Annotated in this window: 16 protein-coding genes; 10 read left to right on the top strand and 6 right to left on the bottom strand. The window is 67.6% G+C overall.

All coding sequences use genetic code 11. The features are described 5' to 3' along the window. Window positions 1-23: 23 nt before the first annotated feature. Window positions 24-2,177, bottom strand: coding sequence for an N-6 DNA methylase (locus tag PV342_RS12380; RefSeq protein WP_500316969.1), 2,154 nt, complete (start codon window positions 2,175-2,177; stop codon window positions 24-26). A 206-nt stretch (window positions 2,178-2,383) separates the two neighbouring features. Between PV342_RS12380 and PV342_RS12385 the strand changes: the two genes are divergently transcribed. The 8 genes from PV342_RS12385 to PV342_RS12420 all read left to right on the top strand — a co-directional run bounded on the left by PV342_RS12385 (window position 2,384) and on the right by PV342_RS12420 (window position 10,329). Continuing rightward, the gene (locus tag PV342_RS12385) at window positions 2,384-2,713 is read left to right on the top strand and encodes a hypothetical protein (protein ID WP_500316971.1); all 330 of its coding nucleotides are present in this window, start codon (window positions 2,384-2,386) and stop codon (window positions 2,711-2,713) included. 89 nt (window positions 2,714-2,802) lie between these two features. Then, window positions 2,803-4,086 (top strand): DNA sulfur modification protein DndB, encoded by a 1,284-nt coding sequence (locus PV342_RS12390; RefSeq protein WP_500316973.1) that lies wholly within the window; start codon window positions 2,803-2,805, stop codon window positions 4,084-4,086. A 156-nt stretch (window positions 4,087-4,242) separates the two neighbouring features. Then, complete coding sequence (locus PV342_RS12395; protein ID WP_500316975.1) at window positions 4,243-4,878, top strand: ribonuclease H family protein; 636 nt, start codon at window positions 4,243-4,245, stop codon at window positions 4,876-4,878. 63 nt (window positions 4,879-4,941) lie between these two features. Continuing rightward, window positions 4,942-5,514: a hypothetical protein gene (locus PV342_RS12400; RefSeq protein ID WP_500316977.1), complete on the top strand. Its 573-nt coding sequence runs from the start codon at window positions 4,942-4,944 to the stop codon at window positions 5,512-5,514. 261 nt (window positions 5,515-5,775) lie between these two features. Next, window positions 5,776-6,210, top strand: a complete 435-nt coding sequence (locus tag PV342_RS12405) for a hypothetical protein (protein WP_500316978.1) — start codon at window positions 5,776-5,778, stop codon at window positions 6,208-6,210. A gap of 564 nt (window positions 6,211-6,774) precedes the next feature. After that, window positions 6,775-7,110: a hypothetical protein gene (locus PV342_RS12410; RefSeq protein WP_500316980.1), complete on the top strand. Its 336-nt coding sequence runs from the start codon at window positions 6,775-6,777 to the stop codon at window positions 7,108-7,110. Between the two features lie 1,226 nt (window positions 7,111-8,336). Further along, window positions 8,337-9,650, top strand: a complete 1,314-nt coding sequence (locus tag PV342_RS12415; RefSeq protein WP_500316982.1) for a hypothetical protein — start codon at window positions 8,337-8,339, stop codon at window positions 9,648-9,650. Between the two features lie 265 nt (window positions 9,651-9,915). After that, window positions 9,916-10,329, top strand: coding sequence for a hypothetical protein (locus tag PV342_RS12420; RefSeq protein WP_500316984.1), 414 nt, complete (start codon window positions 9,916-9,918; stop codon window positions 10,327-10,329). 166 nt (window positions 10,330-10,495) lie between these two features. Here the strand turns inward: PV342_RS12420 and PV342_RS12425 are convergent, their stop codons facing one another. Beyond that, the gene (locus PV342_RS12425; RefSeq protein ID WP_500316986.1) at window positions 10,496-10,693 is read right to left on the bottom strand and encodes a hypothetical protein; all 198 of its coding nucleotides are present in this window, start codon (window positions 10,691-10,693) and stop codon (window positions 10,496-10,498) included. Between the two features lie 208 nt (window positions 10,694-10,901). Between PV342_RS12425 and PV342_RS12430 the strand changes: the two genes are divergently transcribed. Continuing rightward, complete coding sequence (locus tag PV342_RS12430) at window positions 10,902-11,648, top strand: DUF5677 domain-containing protein (protein ID WP_500316987.1); 747 nt, start codon at window positions 10,902-10,904, stop codon at window positions 11,646-11,648. 284 nt (window positions 11,649-11,932) lie between these two features. Then, on the top strand, window positions 11,933-13,975 hold the full coding sequence (locus PV342_RS12435; protein ID WP_500316989.1) for an ATP-binding protein: 2,043 nt from the start codon (window positions 11,933-11,935) through the stop codon (window positions 13,973-13,975). A 335-nt stretch (window positions 13,976-14,310) separates the two neighbouring features. Here PV342_RS12435 and PV342_RS12440 read toward each other — a convergent pair whose 3' ends face one another. From PV342_RS12440 to PV342_RS12455, 4 genes are all read right to left on the bottom strand, one after another. After that, on the bottom strand, window positions 14,311-15,024 hold the full coding sequence (locus PV342_RS12440; RefSeq protein WP_500316990.1) for a hypothetical protein: 714 nt from the start codon (window positions 15,022-15,024) through the stop codon (window positions 14,311-14,313). An 84-nt stretch (window positions 15,025-15,108) separates the two neighbouring features. Then, window positions 15,109-15,381, bottom strand: coding sequence for a hypothetical protein (locus PV342_RS12445; protein WP_500316992.1), 273 nt, complete (start codon window positions 15,379-15,381; stop codon window positions 15,109-15,111). Window positions 15,382-15,468: 87 nt separating this feature from the next. After that, window positions 15,469-15,657 carry a DUF4314 domain-containing protein gene (locus tag PV342_RS12450; protein ID WP_500316994.1) on the bottom strand — a complete coding sequence of 63 codons (189 nt, stop codon included), beginning with the start codon at window positions 15,655-15,657 and terminating at the stop codon, window positions 15,469-15,471. Window positions 15,658-15,748: 91 nt separating this feature from the next. Further along, window positions 15,749-16,090 carry a hypothetical protein gene (locus tag PV342_RS12455; RefSeq protein WP_500316995.1) on the bottom strand — a complete coding sequence of 114 codons (342 nt, stop codon included), beginning with the start codon at window positions 16,088-16,090 and terminating at the stop codon, window positions 15,749-15,751. Window positions 16,091-16,144 lie beyond the last annotated feature (54 nt).

A 16,144-nucleotide genomic window follows, 5' to 3' on the forward strand; every position in this document is an offset into this window, starting at 1 on the left:
AGGTGAAGAAGTGCGCCAGTGCGTCAGGTCGATGCAGTCTCGGGCGGGAGCAGCGCCCCCGCCGTCAGGCCGGTAGTCAGGAGGTCCGCGTATTCCCGGGCCAGTTCGGTGGCCTGGCGGGCGGCGGTGCGTAGTTCGTGGATGCGGCGGAAGGCCTCGCCGTAGCGACGCTGCTCCTGCAGGGGCAGTAGCGGTACCCGTAGCCGGCCGGGTTGGAGATGGACGGTGGTGCTGCCCGTGGATGCCCCGGTGATGTTGTCGTGCGCGCCGACGAAGCCCATAAGGAACCAGGGGTCCAATCGTGTCGGGTCCGGGCGCAGGAGGTAGAGGTCGTGGCCGAGCAGGGCCCCGATGTCTTGTTCGTCGGCCAGTCGGGCCGTGCTCATGCCGTCCCCTGGGAACATGCGTACCAGAATGTCCCCTTCTGTGATGACGGGTGACGACTTCAAGGGCATGCTGTCAAGGAACGTGGCGGAGGCGGGTGCGCCGTCCGCGATGTCGGTGCCGTAGAGAACCAGCCGTCCGGCGTTCTCGGCCCTCCATTGCATGCCCTCGGTCTTTTCCCGGGTGTCGGCCGATGCCCGCAGGATCTCCAGGGCGCCGCCGCGGGCGAGGTCGGAGATGGTGGCCGTGCGCCACTGCCGTGGGGGGTCGTCCGTGGGCTGCCATGTGCCTTGAGCGGCCTGGGCAAGGTGGCTGGCGTGCTCGGTCAACTGCTTGCGGTGGTGATCGGCCTGCTGTGCCACCTGGGCTGGGTCGATGTCAGTGGGCAGGGCGCGGACCTGGCGGGCTGGGGTGAGGTCGACGACCTCGTCGAGGAGGTCCAGTACGGGGACGGCCCGGGCGATGCCGGGCTCGTCGGAGAAGGACTCCGGGTTGGCGCGGAAGGCCGTCCAGTGGTCCAGCACGGTGCCGGTCAATTCGTCCCAGTCGAGGGCGTCACGGCGTCGACGCGTCCCCGATGAGCTGAGCGTGCTCCCGGCCCGGTCGCGTGGCCTGTCCTGCTGCCGCTCGGCGGCGGCGTCCACGAACAGCACCGAGGTGCGGTCCGGGCCGTCCGGCTCCGGGGTCTGCAGGATCCACAGCTGGAGCCCGATGTGCAGGGGCGCGGCCGCGCCAGGCGGCAGGGCGACGACGGCTCGGAGGGCGCCGCCGCGTACCAGTTCGGCGCGCACGCGGCGACCTGAGGAGCGTGCGGCGGTGGCGGGGGGCAGTAGCAGCACCGCATACCCGCCGGGGCGCAGGTGGGCGAGGGCGTGCTGGATCCAGGCGAGTTCGGATTCCATGCGCGGTGGGACGCCGTAGGCCCAGCGGGGGTCGTAGGCCAGTTCGTCGTGGCCCCAGTCGCGATCGCCGTAAGGCGGGTTGCACAGCACCGCATCCATTAGGGGCTGGGGGAAGGCGTCGTGGCGCAGGCTGTCGTCGACCTGTATGGCCACCGCCGCATCGGGCGCGGCCAGCAGGAGGCGTACTGCGCTGCGTTGGGCCTGCACCGGCAGGGCGTCCTGGCCGTACAACTCGCGGGCGCCGTGGCGTGCGGCGGCGGCCAGCAGGGTGCCGCTGCCGCACGCCGGGTCCAGGACCCGGGCCGTGTCCGCGGGTAGTAGGCGGGCCATGAGGTCGGCCAGGCGGTCGGGGGTTTGGTAGGTGCCGGTGGAGGCGCTGTCCTCCAGTTCCCGCTCGGCGAGTACATCGAGGGCGGCCTGGGCGCCTTCCTCCCGTACACAGTGGATCAGCGCCCGCACGATGCCTGCGTCCGCTGCTGTGAAGGGGGCGGCCTCGGTCTGCGGCACTGTGCCGACGAGCTCGGCGACGGCGGCGTCCGCGCGTGCGGCAAGGTCAGCGTCCGGCAGGTCGACCAGCGCCGTCAGCTCGTCCGGTGTGCGGCGAGAGATGGCGAGGACCAGGGGAAGCAGCGGTACGGCCGAGTCGGCGCCCGCGAGTCGCAGGCGCAGCAGGGTGCGCAGTTCCTCGGCGGGGGCTGCGGCGGTGGTTTGGCCGCGGGAGCCAAGCCAGGCACGCACGGCTTCCAGGTCGTAGAGCGGGCTGGTCTCCGTGCCGCCGGCTGGTGCTGGGAAGTCGTCGTGCCGACGGCGCCAGTTGCTGACGGTGGCGCGCGTGACTCCCGCGATGCGGGAGATCTCCGCGGCTGTCACCTGGGCTGACGGCTGCGCCATGACGTGTTCTCGCCTCTCGTCGGGGACAGCGACCACCATACACCCCCGACCAAGTCGGTAAACAGGTTTGACAGTGCTTTCACTGTGGTGCTTATCTGTAGACGCTTCCGGTCGGCTCGCGGTCGGCGGAAGCGCCCGGGGCCGTTGACGGCCGCTTCGGCCTGCCCTGGGACACCAGACAACGCCTCACGAGTGGAGAGACCTGCTTGACCGAGACGGGCGAGCCCGAACTGACCGTGTACCGCCGCCACCTGGCACAGCTGCTGAAGCGCGACGCCGGGGAGAACTTTCGGGCCCTGCTGGTCCAGGCCCGCCACATCACCGGCAAGGCCTACGAGACCACCCTCTACGACCACCAGCAGGCATTCCGCCTCCTGTGGCACCACTTGGAGCGCAGCGGCTACCTGCGCCGCGCTCACCGCGACACCCGCGCCCGCCTCACCTCAGGCCGCATCGCGCCCGACGAGCGCGCCGACCTGGAGCTGTTCCTCACTGTCTACGGCCAGGCCCACCCGGCGACCGATGCCGGCGTCTGACCCACTCGCTCCACCCCGTGGGCTTCACGCACTGCCCGCCCTCCCTCCCGCTGCCCCCGAGGGCTGCCTGCTCGGAAAGGAAGTCATCCGTGACCATCACCGTCGACTCGTCGCGCCTCTCCCTGGTGCGTGAGGAGTCCACTTACCTGGCGATCCGCACCAGCCAGGGCGGCCGGACCGTCTACACGACGCGCATCCCGCTCTCCGACCTCTCGGTCATCCTCACCATCCCCGACCCGGCCAAGCCGGACCCGGACAACCGCAAGGTGGACATCACCCACGCCAAGGGCTTCGGCCAGTACCTTGCCGACAACCCCGGCTGGGTGGCTCCCGCCCTCCTCATCCGCGACACCGGTGGCTGCCGCTTCGAGCCGATCAGCGAAGACGGCTCGGTCGGCTACCTGACCGTTCCGTGGTCCATCGGCGGCATCGGACGCCTGATCACGATCGACGGCCAGCACCGCATCCTCGGCGTCCACCTGGAGAAGAAGCGCATCACGGACGAGGTCTCACGCATCGACCGGGAGATCCACCGCGCCAACGAGGCCAAGAAGGCGAAGCTGGAGCAAGACCGCGAGGCTCTGATCGGCCGGATGCAGCGACTCAAGGACGAGTTCGTCGGCATCGACATCTACGTGGAGCCCGACGGCGTCAAGGGCCAGCAGATGTTCGTCGATGTCGCTGACAACGCCAAGGGCATCTCCGGTGCCGTCCGGGCCCGCTTCGACACCTCCCGCATCGCCAACCGCACGCTCAGCGACATCGTCACCCACCCCCTCTTCCTGGGCAAGATCGACATCGAGCGGGACCGGATGACCCTGACCAACCGCAACCTGATGGGCGCCAAGCACGTCGCCGACATCACGCGGGCCGTCATCGCCGGTCCCGGTGGCCGCGTCAGCAAGAAGGTCGAGTCGCTGACCGACAACGAGGTCATCGAGAGCGTCCGCGGCTTCCTGGACGTCATCTCCGTCGCCTTCTCCACGCTCGCGGAGATCACCGAGGAGGACGTGGACAACTACGACCCCTCGCTCTCCGAGAAGAAGAAGAACGAGCCGCCGGCGCCCCCCACCAAGGCCATGAAGCTGCGCGAGTCCTCGCTCCTGGGCTCGGTGGGCATGCTGCGCGTCCTGGGCGGCGTCTACCGCAACCTGCGGGAGTCCGGCGCCGAGGACGGTGACATCCAGGAGTTCTTCAAGCGGCTCGACCGGCACATGACCGCCCCGGTCACCGAGGACAGCATCTGGCGTACCACGGACGCGAACGAGGACTTCGAGCCGAACGCCTCCGCCCCGATCATGCGGCAGCAGAACGTCGTGCACCTGACCAAGGTGATCACGGACTGGTACAGGAAGGCCCCGGTCTCCATCTGACTCACCGAAAACGACGGAGCCCACCGCATCTGGCGAGCTTCAGGGGTCATCGCAACCCAGTGACAGTGACTGATCCACACGACCACGCTCGGCGGACGTCACGCACGCCCGCCCTCTCTCCCACTGCTCCGTTGCGAAGACAAGGAGGCAACTGTCATGGGTCGTCGTTCTCCCCTCGCCCACGCACCCCGCCCCGCCACGTCCACTCGCCGCCAGGTGTGCGTGAACGACAAGGTCAAGGCCATCGCGGGGCCGATCGTGCTCGCCACGGACGCCTCGGTCGGCCCCGACCAGGTGGCCTCCGGCTACCTCGCCACCACCGGCCACACCGGTCTGCGCGCCCACCTCTACCCGAAGTACCTCGTGCGCCCCCGCTCCCGCGTGGTCGTCACCGAACTGCGCGCCGTGTACTGGGGACTCAAGGCGGTCCTCCACACGCACCCCGGCCGGCCCATCGAGGTCCGCGTGGACAACCTGCAGGCGTTGCAGCACCTGCACAGCTGGCAGCAGGGCGGGACGGACATGCCCGAGGGCTACGACACCCACCTGCGCTCCCAGGGCCGCAAGCCCAGCCTGCTCAAGCTGCAGTTGCTCACCGAGTACACGCCGCACCTGACGTTCGTCCACGAGAAGGCCCACGTCGGACACCCCCTCAACGAGGCCGCCGACTCCCTCGCCAAGCTCGGCCTGCGCTGTGTACGCGGCGCCGTCCCGCCCACCGAGCTCCCGCGCCTGGTCCCGATGTGGGCCACCGGAGCTCTCGCCGACTACCGGCGCTCCCAGGCCGCCTGAGCACATTCCAGCCTCACAACTCACGCGCACCCGCAAGGTGCATCTACATCCCTTGGAGGGACCATGAGCCAGCAGCAGTACCCGCAGCAGCCCCAGCCCGGTTGGGGCGGCCCGCAGCAGCAGGGCTACGGCACTCTGCCGTTCCAGCCGCAGCCGCCGAAGAAGTCGAAGGCGGGGAAGATCGTCGGCTTCGGCTGCCTCGGCGTCGTCGCCCTCTTCGTTCTGATCGGCATCGCCGCCGCGGCCGGCGGCGGAAACGGCGACTCCACCGACACCAGCTCCAAGGACAAGGCCGTCACCGCCAGCCGCACGCCGGAGTCCCACAAGGCCAAGGCGAAGCCCCCGCAGAAGACGAAGACCCAGGCCGAACAGTTCAAGGCCTGCGTCGCCAAGACCGGTACGGCCACGGAGAAGAAGGCCGTCCAGCACGTGACGAAGGTGACCGGCGCGGACAAGCGGAACGACATCCTGGACTCGGCTGAGGTCTACACCGACTTCACTGGCGGGCTCATGAGCGACAACCAGGGTGACGCGAAGCTCATCGCCTCTGCGTTCACGTCCTGCTACGAGTCCAAGAACGGGCTCGTGACCGTCTACGGCCAGGATGGCGACGTCATGGCCAACGCCAACTACTGATCTCTTCAACCAAGGCCCCGCCGACCAAAGACGGGGGGCCTTGGCCGGTTCCGCCCGGACACGCCGAGGCCCCGCTGGCAGCTGTGCACGGCGCGGACTCGTCGGCCTTGGGCTCCAGCACCGTCTGAAATCCCTACCTTCCGCTTACGGAAGTAACGGTGGCGCGAGGGCAGCTCATTCATCACCGGCAGCGGACCGACAGCCGGCTGACTGGCGGTTCAAGCAGGTCAATACGCCCCGATTTCTACCTGAAGGACAACCGTGAACCGAGCCAAGGTCATCGCCATTGCCGCCTGCGGGTTGACCGCTCTGTCCGTCACGGCGGCCACGGTGGACCACGTCCGTACCCACTCTGCGCTCGCCGCCGCCCGCCGCCAGGCGGCTACTGCCGACCACCGCGCCCATCAGGCCGAGTCTCGCCCGCCCAAGGTCGTCACCCATACGGTCACCAAGACCGTGGACAAGCCTGTCTTTGGCCGCTCAACGCTCCTTGGCGCCTACGCGTCCGGCGTCATAGCGGGAGGCGTGTACGCCGACGACGGCAACGTCACCTACACCGCGAACGACAGCACATGCTCGCAGCAGTACACCCAGATTTCGCAGCAGCCCAACGGCGGCACCATCCACCGCGAGGCCTTCATGAAGGCTTGCCTGACGAATGTCAACGACACCGCGAAGGCCGATCCCGCGCCCTGACCGGAGGCGCTTGACGCCGATCTGCCAAGCAACGGACGAGGCACGCTGTGCCCAGCCCCTCTCGACGAGTCTGCCATTCCCTCGTCAGGAAGAGCGTCCCTTGCATGGGCGCCCCGGAGTACCGACTCCTCGGCACAGGTTACGCCGCAGTGGCGAAGCCGAGCCGTTGCACGGACGGGGTGGGCTTCGACGGACTGGCCACCGTCATCACAGCCGCGGAGATGACCGAAGCAGTGCTGCGCGAAACATCGGCAAGGGCACGTCCCACCGTGTTTCCCCCGCAGACCGCCGGCGAACCCGGGTCGGGCGCGGGCCGGTCTCGCTCGCGCCCCGCCTCCCCGGGGGTGCACGGATCGAGGAAGAGATACATCGGAAACCGCACCGCGTAAACAGCGCCGGCATACGCCGCGCACCCAGAGAGGACCGCGCGTGACCACTCGTAGGCTGTTCGTCACTATGGCTCTGATAGCCGTCCCCCTCGGCAGTGCCTGCACCGCCGCTCCGCAGGTCTCTGCCCCGTCACCCTCACCGTCCGCCCCGGCGGCAACGACCTCCTCGGAGCCCGTGTCGTCCCCGACCACGGAGGCGCCTGTGTACGCCGACCCGCAGCCCTCCGACTTCACGATGAAGATCAAGATCAAGCGGAAGCACTGCTTCGGTTCGGCCGGGTGCAACGTGGACGTCGAACCGGACCTGGCTTACGAGGGCATCTTGCCCATCGACCCGGACAAGACGTACGAGATCACCTACCAGGTCAATGGTGACGAGAGCGGGCCGGTCATCGAAACGATCAGTTTGACCGACGGAACGTCGATGGAGTACTACCCCTCGTCGCTGTCCACCGCGGGTTCCGGCGTCAAGATCACTGGCAAGGTCACGGACGTGGCGGTAACGAACTGACGGCCCGGCTGCACAGTCAGCACGAGGCGTTCACTTGGACGGTAGCGCGGCGCCCCTCGACTGGCGGTGCGCGGCGCCGGCCTGCTGAGGCAGGTGATCGCGTTGCCCTACCAGCCGAGGGACCCGATACCGATCCCCTGTTGTTGCAAGGGGCTCAGTGAGATCAGCGGAAACCAAGGGGGGCTTGTGAGCGGCGGAAGGCCCTTCCGCACATGTTTGAAGTGCCGCAGCTTCATCGAGGTCGACCAGGACGGCCGCGTGGTCGCCCATGACAGGCTGATAAGCCGTCTGCCCTGCCATGCCTCCGGTCAGCTCGCCGCACACGTATCGGTCGAGTGGGGGCCCGGACCTCGACGAAGCCAGAAGATTGCAGGCAAAAGAGACCGGCGTGATCGGCGAAAGCAGCCCGTATACCTCAAGCCCCCTGAGTGGATCCCGAACTATCAGGGTGAGCACCTGCCGACGATCGGCTTGCCCGCCAATGGATGGTTCGGTGTCTGGTTCCCGGATCACACGATGTGGGAGCACGAGCGGAACCTCAGGGACTGGCTCGGAAGCGATCGATCGTTCCGGTGGAACGGTCATGAGGGGTGTTGGACGGTTGCCAGCGCGCACTTCCCCCGCATGAGCCGGGAGCTGATCCGCAGGTACCCGAGCATCCTCATCGGCCGCGAGTACAACCCGCGTGAAAGGTGCAACTCATCCTGCCAGAACGCCCAAGGCCATCTGTGTACCTGCTCCTGCCGTGCCAAGTACCACGGCGGTGGGAAATGGCGAAGCGGGTGGAGGACCCTGGGCGAGTTCAGCGGTCAGCGCGCAGGAAGGCCTTGGCACTGGATGGCCGTCGCCGTTACGGGATAAGAGCGTGCGTCACTTTTCGCGGAGGGGGCCTGCGCGGGGGTTGAGCCCCCCGCGGCCCACTCGAGCCAGCGGAGCATAGGACGGCCGCTCGCCCTTGGGACCGCATCCCGTGCGGTTGCCGTCCTGACGCAGGGCCGCACGTCCACGCGTTGTTGGGCAGGCGGACGAGGGCCTGCGCGTCGGCTTCTGGGTTTCCCTCGCTTCGCGGCGCGCTTGATTTGGACGACCCAGATCGCCTGAGGGGCCCCTTCCGTTGCCCGATCGTCAGTTCACGGGCGGACGGTGCCCGTAGTTGAATACACAAGGTTCATGCTGTTTTTGTCGAACATCAGCCGCAGGCTGACGCTGGAAACGAGGGGGAGACGATGACTGACGACCGCGAGGCGATCGTTCCGGTCTGGACGCTGGCGACCGGTGATGTCCGGGTACCCGCACTGGCCGCAGACGGGCCGATGACCGGTGAGCGTCTGGCCGAACTGCGTGGTGTGCTGGCCGCGCTGGCCGACAAGCCGATCGCCACACTTGAGGTACATCCGCTGCCCGGCAAGCTCGACCGCAGCCGAGGCATACCGCTCGACGCGGCCAGTCCCTTGGCGCAGCACCTGTCGCAGCTCATCACGCAATCAGCGAAGAGTTCCTCTGCGGCGGCTACGGCGACCGCTGCCGGCGAAGGCCTGTATCGCATGGTGGTTCCGGCGAAGGTTGCCGCACAGTTCGGTCAGGGCATCGTTTTCTCGATGCCGTCGAAGGCGGCCGCCGGTGGCATCCATAGTGCGCTTATGAACTCAACGGGGATCGCCGCCAACGCGACCTTCGTGCCTGTGGGTAAAGCGGCAGCGGCGGGCGCAGTCGGTGGAGCCGGTGCGACAGCCGGCGTCGCGGCCGCTGGCAGCGCGGCACTGACCGTGGCCGCGCCGCTGGTGCTCATGGCCGTAGCGGTGGGGGTGAGCGCGCATGCCGACCACCAGCGCCAGCAGGCCATCGCACGCATCACGGAGCTGCTGGAGCAGCTGCAAGACCAGAAGCTCGATGACGAGCGCAGCGAACTCGACGGCTGCCGGGATGCCATCGACAAGGCCACCGCGATCCTGCTCGACCAGGGCAAGCTTGGTGTCTCGCTGGGACTGGACTCGGCAGTGCATGCCATCGGCAAGGCGCTGGCCGCCGCTGACCGGCGCCTCACCAAGTGGAAGCACACACTTGACGAACTGCCCAACGACAAGGCCGTCGAGATCGACACGCTGACCAAGGCGTTCCCCGGCGTCGACGACGACGGCGGCACATTCCACACCCACCTGCAACTCGCCGCCTTGGCCATTGCGCTCAAGCGTCGGGTCATCGTTCTGCAGGCCGTCGATCACGCCCAGAGCGACCCCGGCAACCTGTTCGAGAACTTCACCCGGGCACTCAAGGCCGACCAGCAGCGCCTCGACGAACTGGAGTCGAGCATCGCCGGTATCCTGGAACGCTTGTCCACGTTGGAGTTGACGCGCACGAACAGTTTCCGACCCGTGCTCACTACCGGTGAAGTCGATCGCCTGATGCGCACGGCAAGCCGGATCCGCAAGCTGGGCGACAGCGTCCTGGTCCCCAGCCGCACGACAGACGTGGCGATTGAGATTGCCCGCGACAAGGACGGCTCGGTGGTCGTGTTCCCTGCGCTGGCCGCGGTGTCGTAGGCGCGCACTCACTCGGGTGAGCGGTGTTGGGGTTGCCCGAACACCCGGGGGTCCCTGCGCCCTTCAGCAGCCCAGACAGCCCCGCAGGTACCTCCGGACCGGCCGCCGTGCCCGGCGCGCCGGCCTGGAGGTCCTTGAGGCAGTTACTGCGGGCCTGCGTTCTGGATTCTTGGGCGCCGGTCCGCGTCCAGGCACGGCTCCTCCTGCCCCGCTGTAGCATCGCCCCGTGCCTCGCCGTCTACCCGGGGCATGGGGGAGGGGAATCGTGGTCATGCTGCCAGATGTTGAGATTCGAGGCATTGTCGATCGCAACGGTGGGTTCGCCTACATGAGCGTCCGCCAGCTTCGCGACATCTCAGGCAAGCGCCGTACGGGGCGGCTGGTTGCCGAATTGATCTCCGACGACATCTCCGGCGCCGGCCTCAGCCACCTGCCGTTTAGGATCCCCAAAGACCAGAACCGGTCCGTCCTCGTGTGGTACAACGACCCGTCCGGGCAGGCCGACGCCCCGATCTCGACGGCTGCCCCGTATCTCGACGCGATCTTCAAGCTCGCCATGGGCGGACAGGGTGATGTCGACGAGGCCACAGTGCAACGCCTCGCGGATCACACCCGGCACCTCGTTGCGGCCACAATTGGGCGTGCGGACGCCCTGGTAGCCAGTGGTGAGCGCGGTTAGTCAGGCCGCCTGAACACGTCCATCGCGTCCCGCGCGAGGGACTGCTGCAGTCCCAGGTTCATCGAGTCAACGGCTTCCTCGCGATCCTTGGCCAGCCACCGGATTTTCGCCATGTGCTCGAGCCGTGTACGGCGGTTAGCTCACGAGGGTGCATGCTTGCGCCCCGCTAAATACTGGGGACTTCGATGCAGCGGGGACAGTGTTCGCCCTTGCCGAGCCGCTCCGCGTCGGTCTGGCTCACCGGCTGGGGTGGGTGGACGTTCCAGCCCATCGTCATCGCTGTCTTCTGCGCACCGGTGATGAGTTCGCAGTCCGGTCGCGTGTGGTGCCTGTCTCCCTGCTTGGTGACGTAGACGGTCGTCATTCCGCATCCCTCCCCCTGGCCACGAGCTGTGCTCAGCCATAGTAGTTGTCGGGGGTCGGCCGCAGCGGCGAGTATACGTTTGGCCGTATTTTGACCGATAGGATTGGGATCCCGCCGACGAGGTTCCCCGCAGCTGGCGCAGAGGTGGATGTGATCGGGGGTGAAAATCCCGAGCACAGATGGTGGTCGTAGCGACACCATTGAGCCCGTGAACGATGAGATAGTCGCTGATAACCAGCGGGCTTACAAGGGCCTTCAGGACCTTGCCGAGCTCACCCGGGATGTCGCTCGCTGGGCCCCGACCGAGGACGACAGACGCCCGTTCTTCGTGGCTTGGGGCCTGCTTGCTGCAGCGCAACGCCAAGCGCACGCCATCGTCCTCTTGCACCGCAAGGGCCTGGGACATGAAGCGGCGCCTAACCGCCGTGCACTGCTCGAGCACATGGCGAAGATCAGGTGGCTTGCCGAGGATCGCGAGGAAGCCGTTGACTCGATGAACCTGGCCCTCCAGCAGTCCCAGATGAAGCTTCGCGATGCGGCGGAGCTCGCCGGCATGACCTACGACCCGAAGCTTCCCGACCTCGTTCAGGCAATGATCATCGAGCCGAATTCCGCCAACCAGTTCAACAACAGCACCCCCCTCCTCAAGCGCCTCGGGGCTCCGCTGCTGGCGGCATGGATCGGAGAGACCCAGCTTGCGCACCCGACGCTCACGGCTGCGCAGTGCTTCTTCGACGACACCGCGTCCGATGTAGTGAAGCTGTACGACGAGCCGGTATACCGCGAGGGCGCACCCAGCCCGGCCGAGCGGTCGCCGTTCGTTGCATTCGTCGTGCTCTGGAGCGCGATGGTTGCTGTCAACCAACTGCTTCCCAATCAGCCATGGAGCGAGGAGCTTCAACGGATCGCTGCCGACGGTGGCATCGACGACTCCTGGAAGGCCACCACCGAGTAAGTCGGCGTAAGTCGGCGCTGCCGCGACCAGTTCCCGGGAGGTGGCCGCGGCTGGGCGTGGACCGGCTCCGGAGCTGTAAATCGCCGCGCAGCTGGTGCACCGGGCGCAAGCGTCGATCTTGCCTTGACGGCGGGACTGGGTGCGGGAACGAGCGGCCGTCGGCGGCGGGTGCGCCAGCGTTGGGACGACGAGGAGGCCACTCCGGGAGCATCTCCGTCGCCGAGCACGCTCCCCGCACCACGCCCACCGATATGGTTGGCGGCGTCGCAGCGAGGAGGAAAACCATGGCGCTGACCACGTCGCTGGCTGGCCGGGTCCGGAACACTAGCCTACCGAAGAGTCATGCTCTCTTGCCGCTCCTTGAGGCCGTCGTTAACGGCATTCAGGCGATCGACGCACGATTCGGCGACGACGTCGAGCGTGGCTGTCTGAGCGTCAGGATCCAGCGAAGCCCGCAGGAGGAACTCGATCTCGGTCCCGCCGGCCCTGGTCGCGTGGCGTTGAAGCCCATCATCGGCTTCCTCGTCGAGGACAACGGCGTGGGCTTCACCGCGGAGAACATGACCTCGTTCGAGACGCTGGACAGTGACCACAAGGCCGCCATCGGCTGCCGTGGCGTGGGACGACTGCTCTGGCTCAAGGCGTTCGACAGGGTCTCGGTCCGCAGCACCTATGAGGACGAAGCTGGTGGCCTCCACGGACGGCAGTTCCGGTTCTCCGTCGAGGGGGAGGTCGAACCGGGCGGAGAAGCGGATGGCCTAGGCGATGTCGGCACGATCGTGAGCCTCGACGGGTTCAAGAAGCCCTTCCAGCAGAGCGCGGCGAAGTCAGTCGAGGCCATCGCTCGCGAGATGTTCGAGCACTGCATTTGGTACTTCCTCCGCCCAGGCGGCGCGCCTGACGTTACGGTGACCGACGGCGACGAGACTGCCTCGCTCAATGACCTCATGGCCGACTTTGTGTTCTCCGAGATGCCGATGACTTCGATCGACGTCAAGGGTGAGAAGTTCGACATGGTCAACCTCTGTCTCAAGTCCTCGACGCGCAATCTCGCGCCGCGGCTGTACTGGTGCGCCGCGAGCCGCGTGGTCATGGAGGAGAACCTCACGAGCAAGGTGCCAGGGCTCTACGGGCGCCTCAAGGACGAAACATCTTCCCCGTTCACGTATGTCTGCTACCTGTCCTCCGACTTCCTCGACAAGCACGTCCGCGCGGACCGCACGGCCTTCGACATCGCCGAGCGCGTGCCGGGCGCGACGCTGACCGAAGACGTGTCGTTGGGCGACATCCGCGCGGGAGTGCTGGGTGAAGTCGAAAGGATTTTGGCCGTCCCGCTCAGCGCGGCGCGCGAGGAGGGCAAGGCTCGGGTCAACGATTTCGTGAGCAACCGTGCGCCGAGGTACCGGCCCGTTCTGTCGCGGCTAGAGTCGCTCGGTGTAACCGTGGATCCGTCCATCAAGGATCAGGACCTTGAGTTGTTGCTGCACGGCAATCTACAGAAGCTCGAAGCCGCCGCGATTGCCGAGGGTCAAGCCGTCTTCGCCGAAGCCGGTTCAACACAGCCGGAGGATTATGCCGAACGGCTCACCCGGTATCTCGACACGGTGACGGACATCAACCAGTCCGACCTAGCCGCGTACGTCTCGCGGCGGCGAGTGATCCTTGATGTCCTCGACAAACTGATCAGGTCCGACGACCAGGGTAACTACAGCAGGGAGGACGCCATCCACTCACTGCTCATCCCGATGCGGACCGACTCCAACAAGATCGGCACTGACGCCTCGAATCTTTGGATCATCGATGAGCGGCTTGCGTTCCACGAATACCTCGCTTCTGATAAGACGCTCAAGAGCATGCCCATAACCGGGTCCGAGTCGACCAGGGAGCCTGACGTGCTCGCGACTCGGCACGTCGACTACCCGATGCTGGCCGCGGAGGGTGAGAGGCTACCGCTGCCCTCTATCGTCGTAGTCGAGATCAAGAGGCCGATGCGTAACGACGCGTCGGAAGACAAGGACCCGATCCAGCAATGCCTTGACTACGTGAAACGGGTGCGAGAAGGCGGGGTGAGGACCGCGTTCGGGCGTCCGATCCCCCCGTCTAAAGAGCCGCCCGCGTTCTGCTACATCGTCGCTGACCTCACGCCGACGATGGTGAGCCGTTGCGAGTACGCGAACCTGCGGGCGACTCACGACGGAATGGGCTACTTCGGCTTCAATGAACCGAATAAGGCCTACATCGAGGTCATAAACTTCAACCGCCTCGTTAACGCGGCCACCGAGCGAAACCGAGCATTTTTCGACAAGTTGGGACTTCCGTCTAGTTGATCGGTGATGTCCCTGTTGTGGTCGCTTGGATGATGACCAAGCGTTGCTGGGTGGGGCCCCAGTTGTACTCGGTATAGGAGCGGTTGGGAGGGATTCCTGGCCGGGGTCGAGATCGATGACGAAGCCGTATTCGAGGGCTCCTGCGTCGCCGGGCCACATGCCGGTCCAGCGGGTGTGGCAGGGGGTACTGCTGTGGGGGCAGAGGTGGCCCGGGCGGACTCCGCAAGGGCAATTGGTGAGCTCGGGTTCGGGTTCGGGTTCCGCTGTCATGGGTCGGCGCGGTACGGACGGGGCCGCCCACCTGGTGCGGTGGGCGGCCCGGCGTGGGTGTGTGGTCAGGAGGTGGCCGGCGTGGTGGTGGTGCGCTTACGGGCCGGGCGTGCGGGCTTGGGCTCGGCGGCGGCCTTGGCTGCGGGAGCGGGCTTGGTGGTGGTCCGCTTGCGCGCGGGCTTGGGCTTGTCGGCGGCCGCGGGGTCGGGCTTGGTGGTGGTGCGCTTGCGGGTCCGCTTGGCGGCGAGCTCGTCGACGGGGGCCTGCGGCTCGGGCGCGGGCTGGGGCTCGGCCGACGGCTCGGGCGCGGACTGGGGCTCGTCCTGGTCGCCGACGTCGACGCCGGCGGCGGCTGCGGCCTGAACGGTCGCCTCGACGTCGATCACGTCGGCCTCGACGGGGATCTCCCAGGGCCGGTGCCCGACGTAAGAGGGCTTGGCGTCGAAGACGGGCAGCAGGTTGTCGCGGATGGCGTTGTAGAGGACGACGCCGGGGTCCTGGTCCTCGGTGAGGGAGCCGATGCCGACGCCGTGGTGGTAGCGGCGGCCCTGCGGCAGCGGGACGAGGTCGCCGCCCGGGGTGTGGTCGGCGGGCTGGGCGCCGCCGGTGGCCCACAGCTGGACCGTGCTGCCGCCGTGGATGAGACCCATCCCGATGTGGCGCTCCAGTGGGCCGTGGAGGTGGACGGTGCCGTCGTAGTCAGGGTCGGCGAGCTCCCAGCCGAGGAGGCGGGCGATGTCTTCGCCGGCGGTGTGGAGGGCTGAGGGTGCGAGCTGCATGGGGTATCTCCAAGCGGTCGGTGGTGCTGGGTGGTTGGGTGGTGCGGCCTCCGCCCGCTGGTGGCGGGCGGGGGAGCTGGTGGGTCAGGTCGTGAGGCCCGCCAGGAGAGAGCTCGCGGCTGCGGCGACCCGGGGGGCGCATCCCTCCTCGCTGGCCGCGTAGTTGTGGGCGGCGCGGAGGGCGGTGCGCGCGCTGGCGGTGTCGCCGTGGGCGAGGTATTCGGCGGCGGAGTCGAACTGCACCGCGGCGACCCGGAGGGCGGCTTCCTGGTCGTCGCACGGGGAGCGATTGGCAAGGGTCCGGGTGCGCATGGCCCAGGTGCCGGCGCCGGCGGTGAACAGGTCGAGCTGGTCCATCTGTTGCTCCTTGGCGGGTGTGGGTGTGGCGGCGCCCCGCCGCCCGGGCCGTGGTTGGCCGGGCGGCGGGGCGCTGGGGGCGGGGGGTCAGGCGATGCGGCGGACCTCGTCGCCGTCGTCGAGGAGCATCGACAGGCGGGAGCCGCTGTCCCAGTCGACGTTGAGCTGCTGCAGGGCGTGGTTGCAGGATCGGACGGTGCCCTCGTCGCCGGGGCGGAGCTCGGTGTGGGAGTCGGTGGTGCGGACGAGCGCGATCCGCTGGCCGGGCTGGAACATGGACTGCCTCCTCGTACGAGCGGCAACGGTGGATTGATGTGGCACATTTGAAGGCGGACGGCGGAACTGCGTTCCGCCGTCCGCGCTCAGATCAGACCGTGCGAACGGTGACTTCGCCGGTACCGGTGGTGTTCAGCGTCGTCTCGCTCAGCTTGGCGCCGTGGGCCCAGACCTCGACGATCGCCGTATCGTCCGCGTCGCGCGACCGCAGCTCCCAGCCGCACCGGCAGTTCTCGGAGCACTCCGTCCGCCGATCGCCCCTGACGTGCGGTTGGAAGTCGGAGGTGACGGTGACCTCGCCGGCGGCGTTCAGCGTGGTCTGGCTGAGGTTGGCGCCGAAGGTCCACAGCTCGGCGATCGCCGTGCCGCCCTCGTGCCGCACCCTCAGCTCCCAGCCGTCGCGGTGGATCGAGTGCGTCTGCTGCTCGCTCATGTTCAGTTCTCCTTGCGGTGTAGGCCCGGGCTCTCCCCCGGACTCGCCCTCTTA

The sequence above is a fragment of the Streptomyces sp. PA03-3a genome (assembly GCF_033792735.1).
In the GTDB taxonomy this organism is placed as follows: domain Bacteria; phylum Actinomycetota; class Actinomycetes; order Streptomycetales; family Streptomycetaceae; genus Actinacidiphila.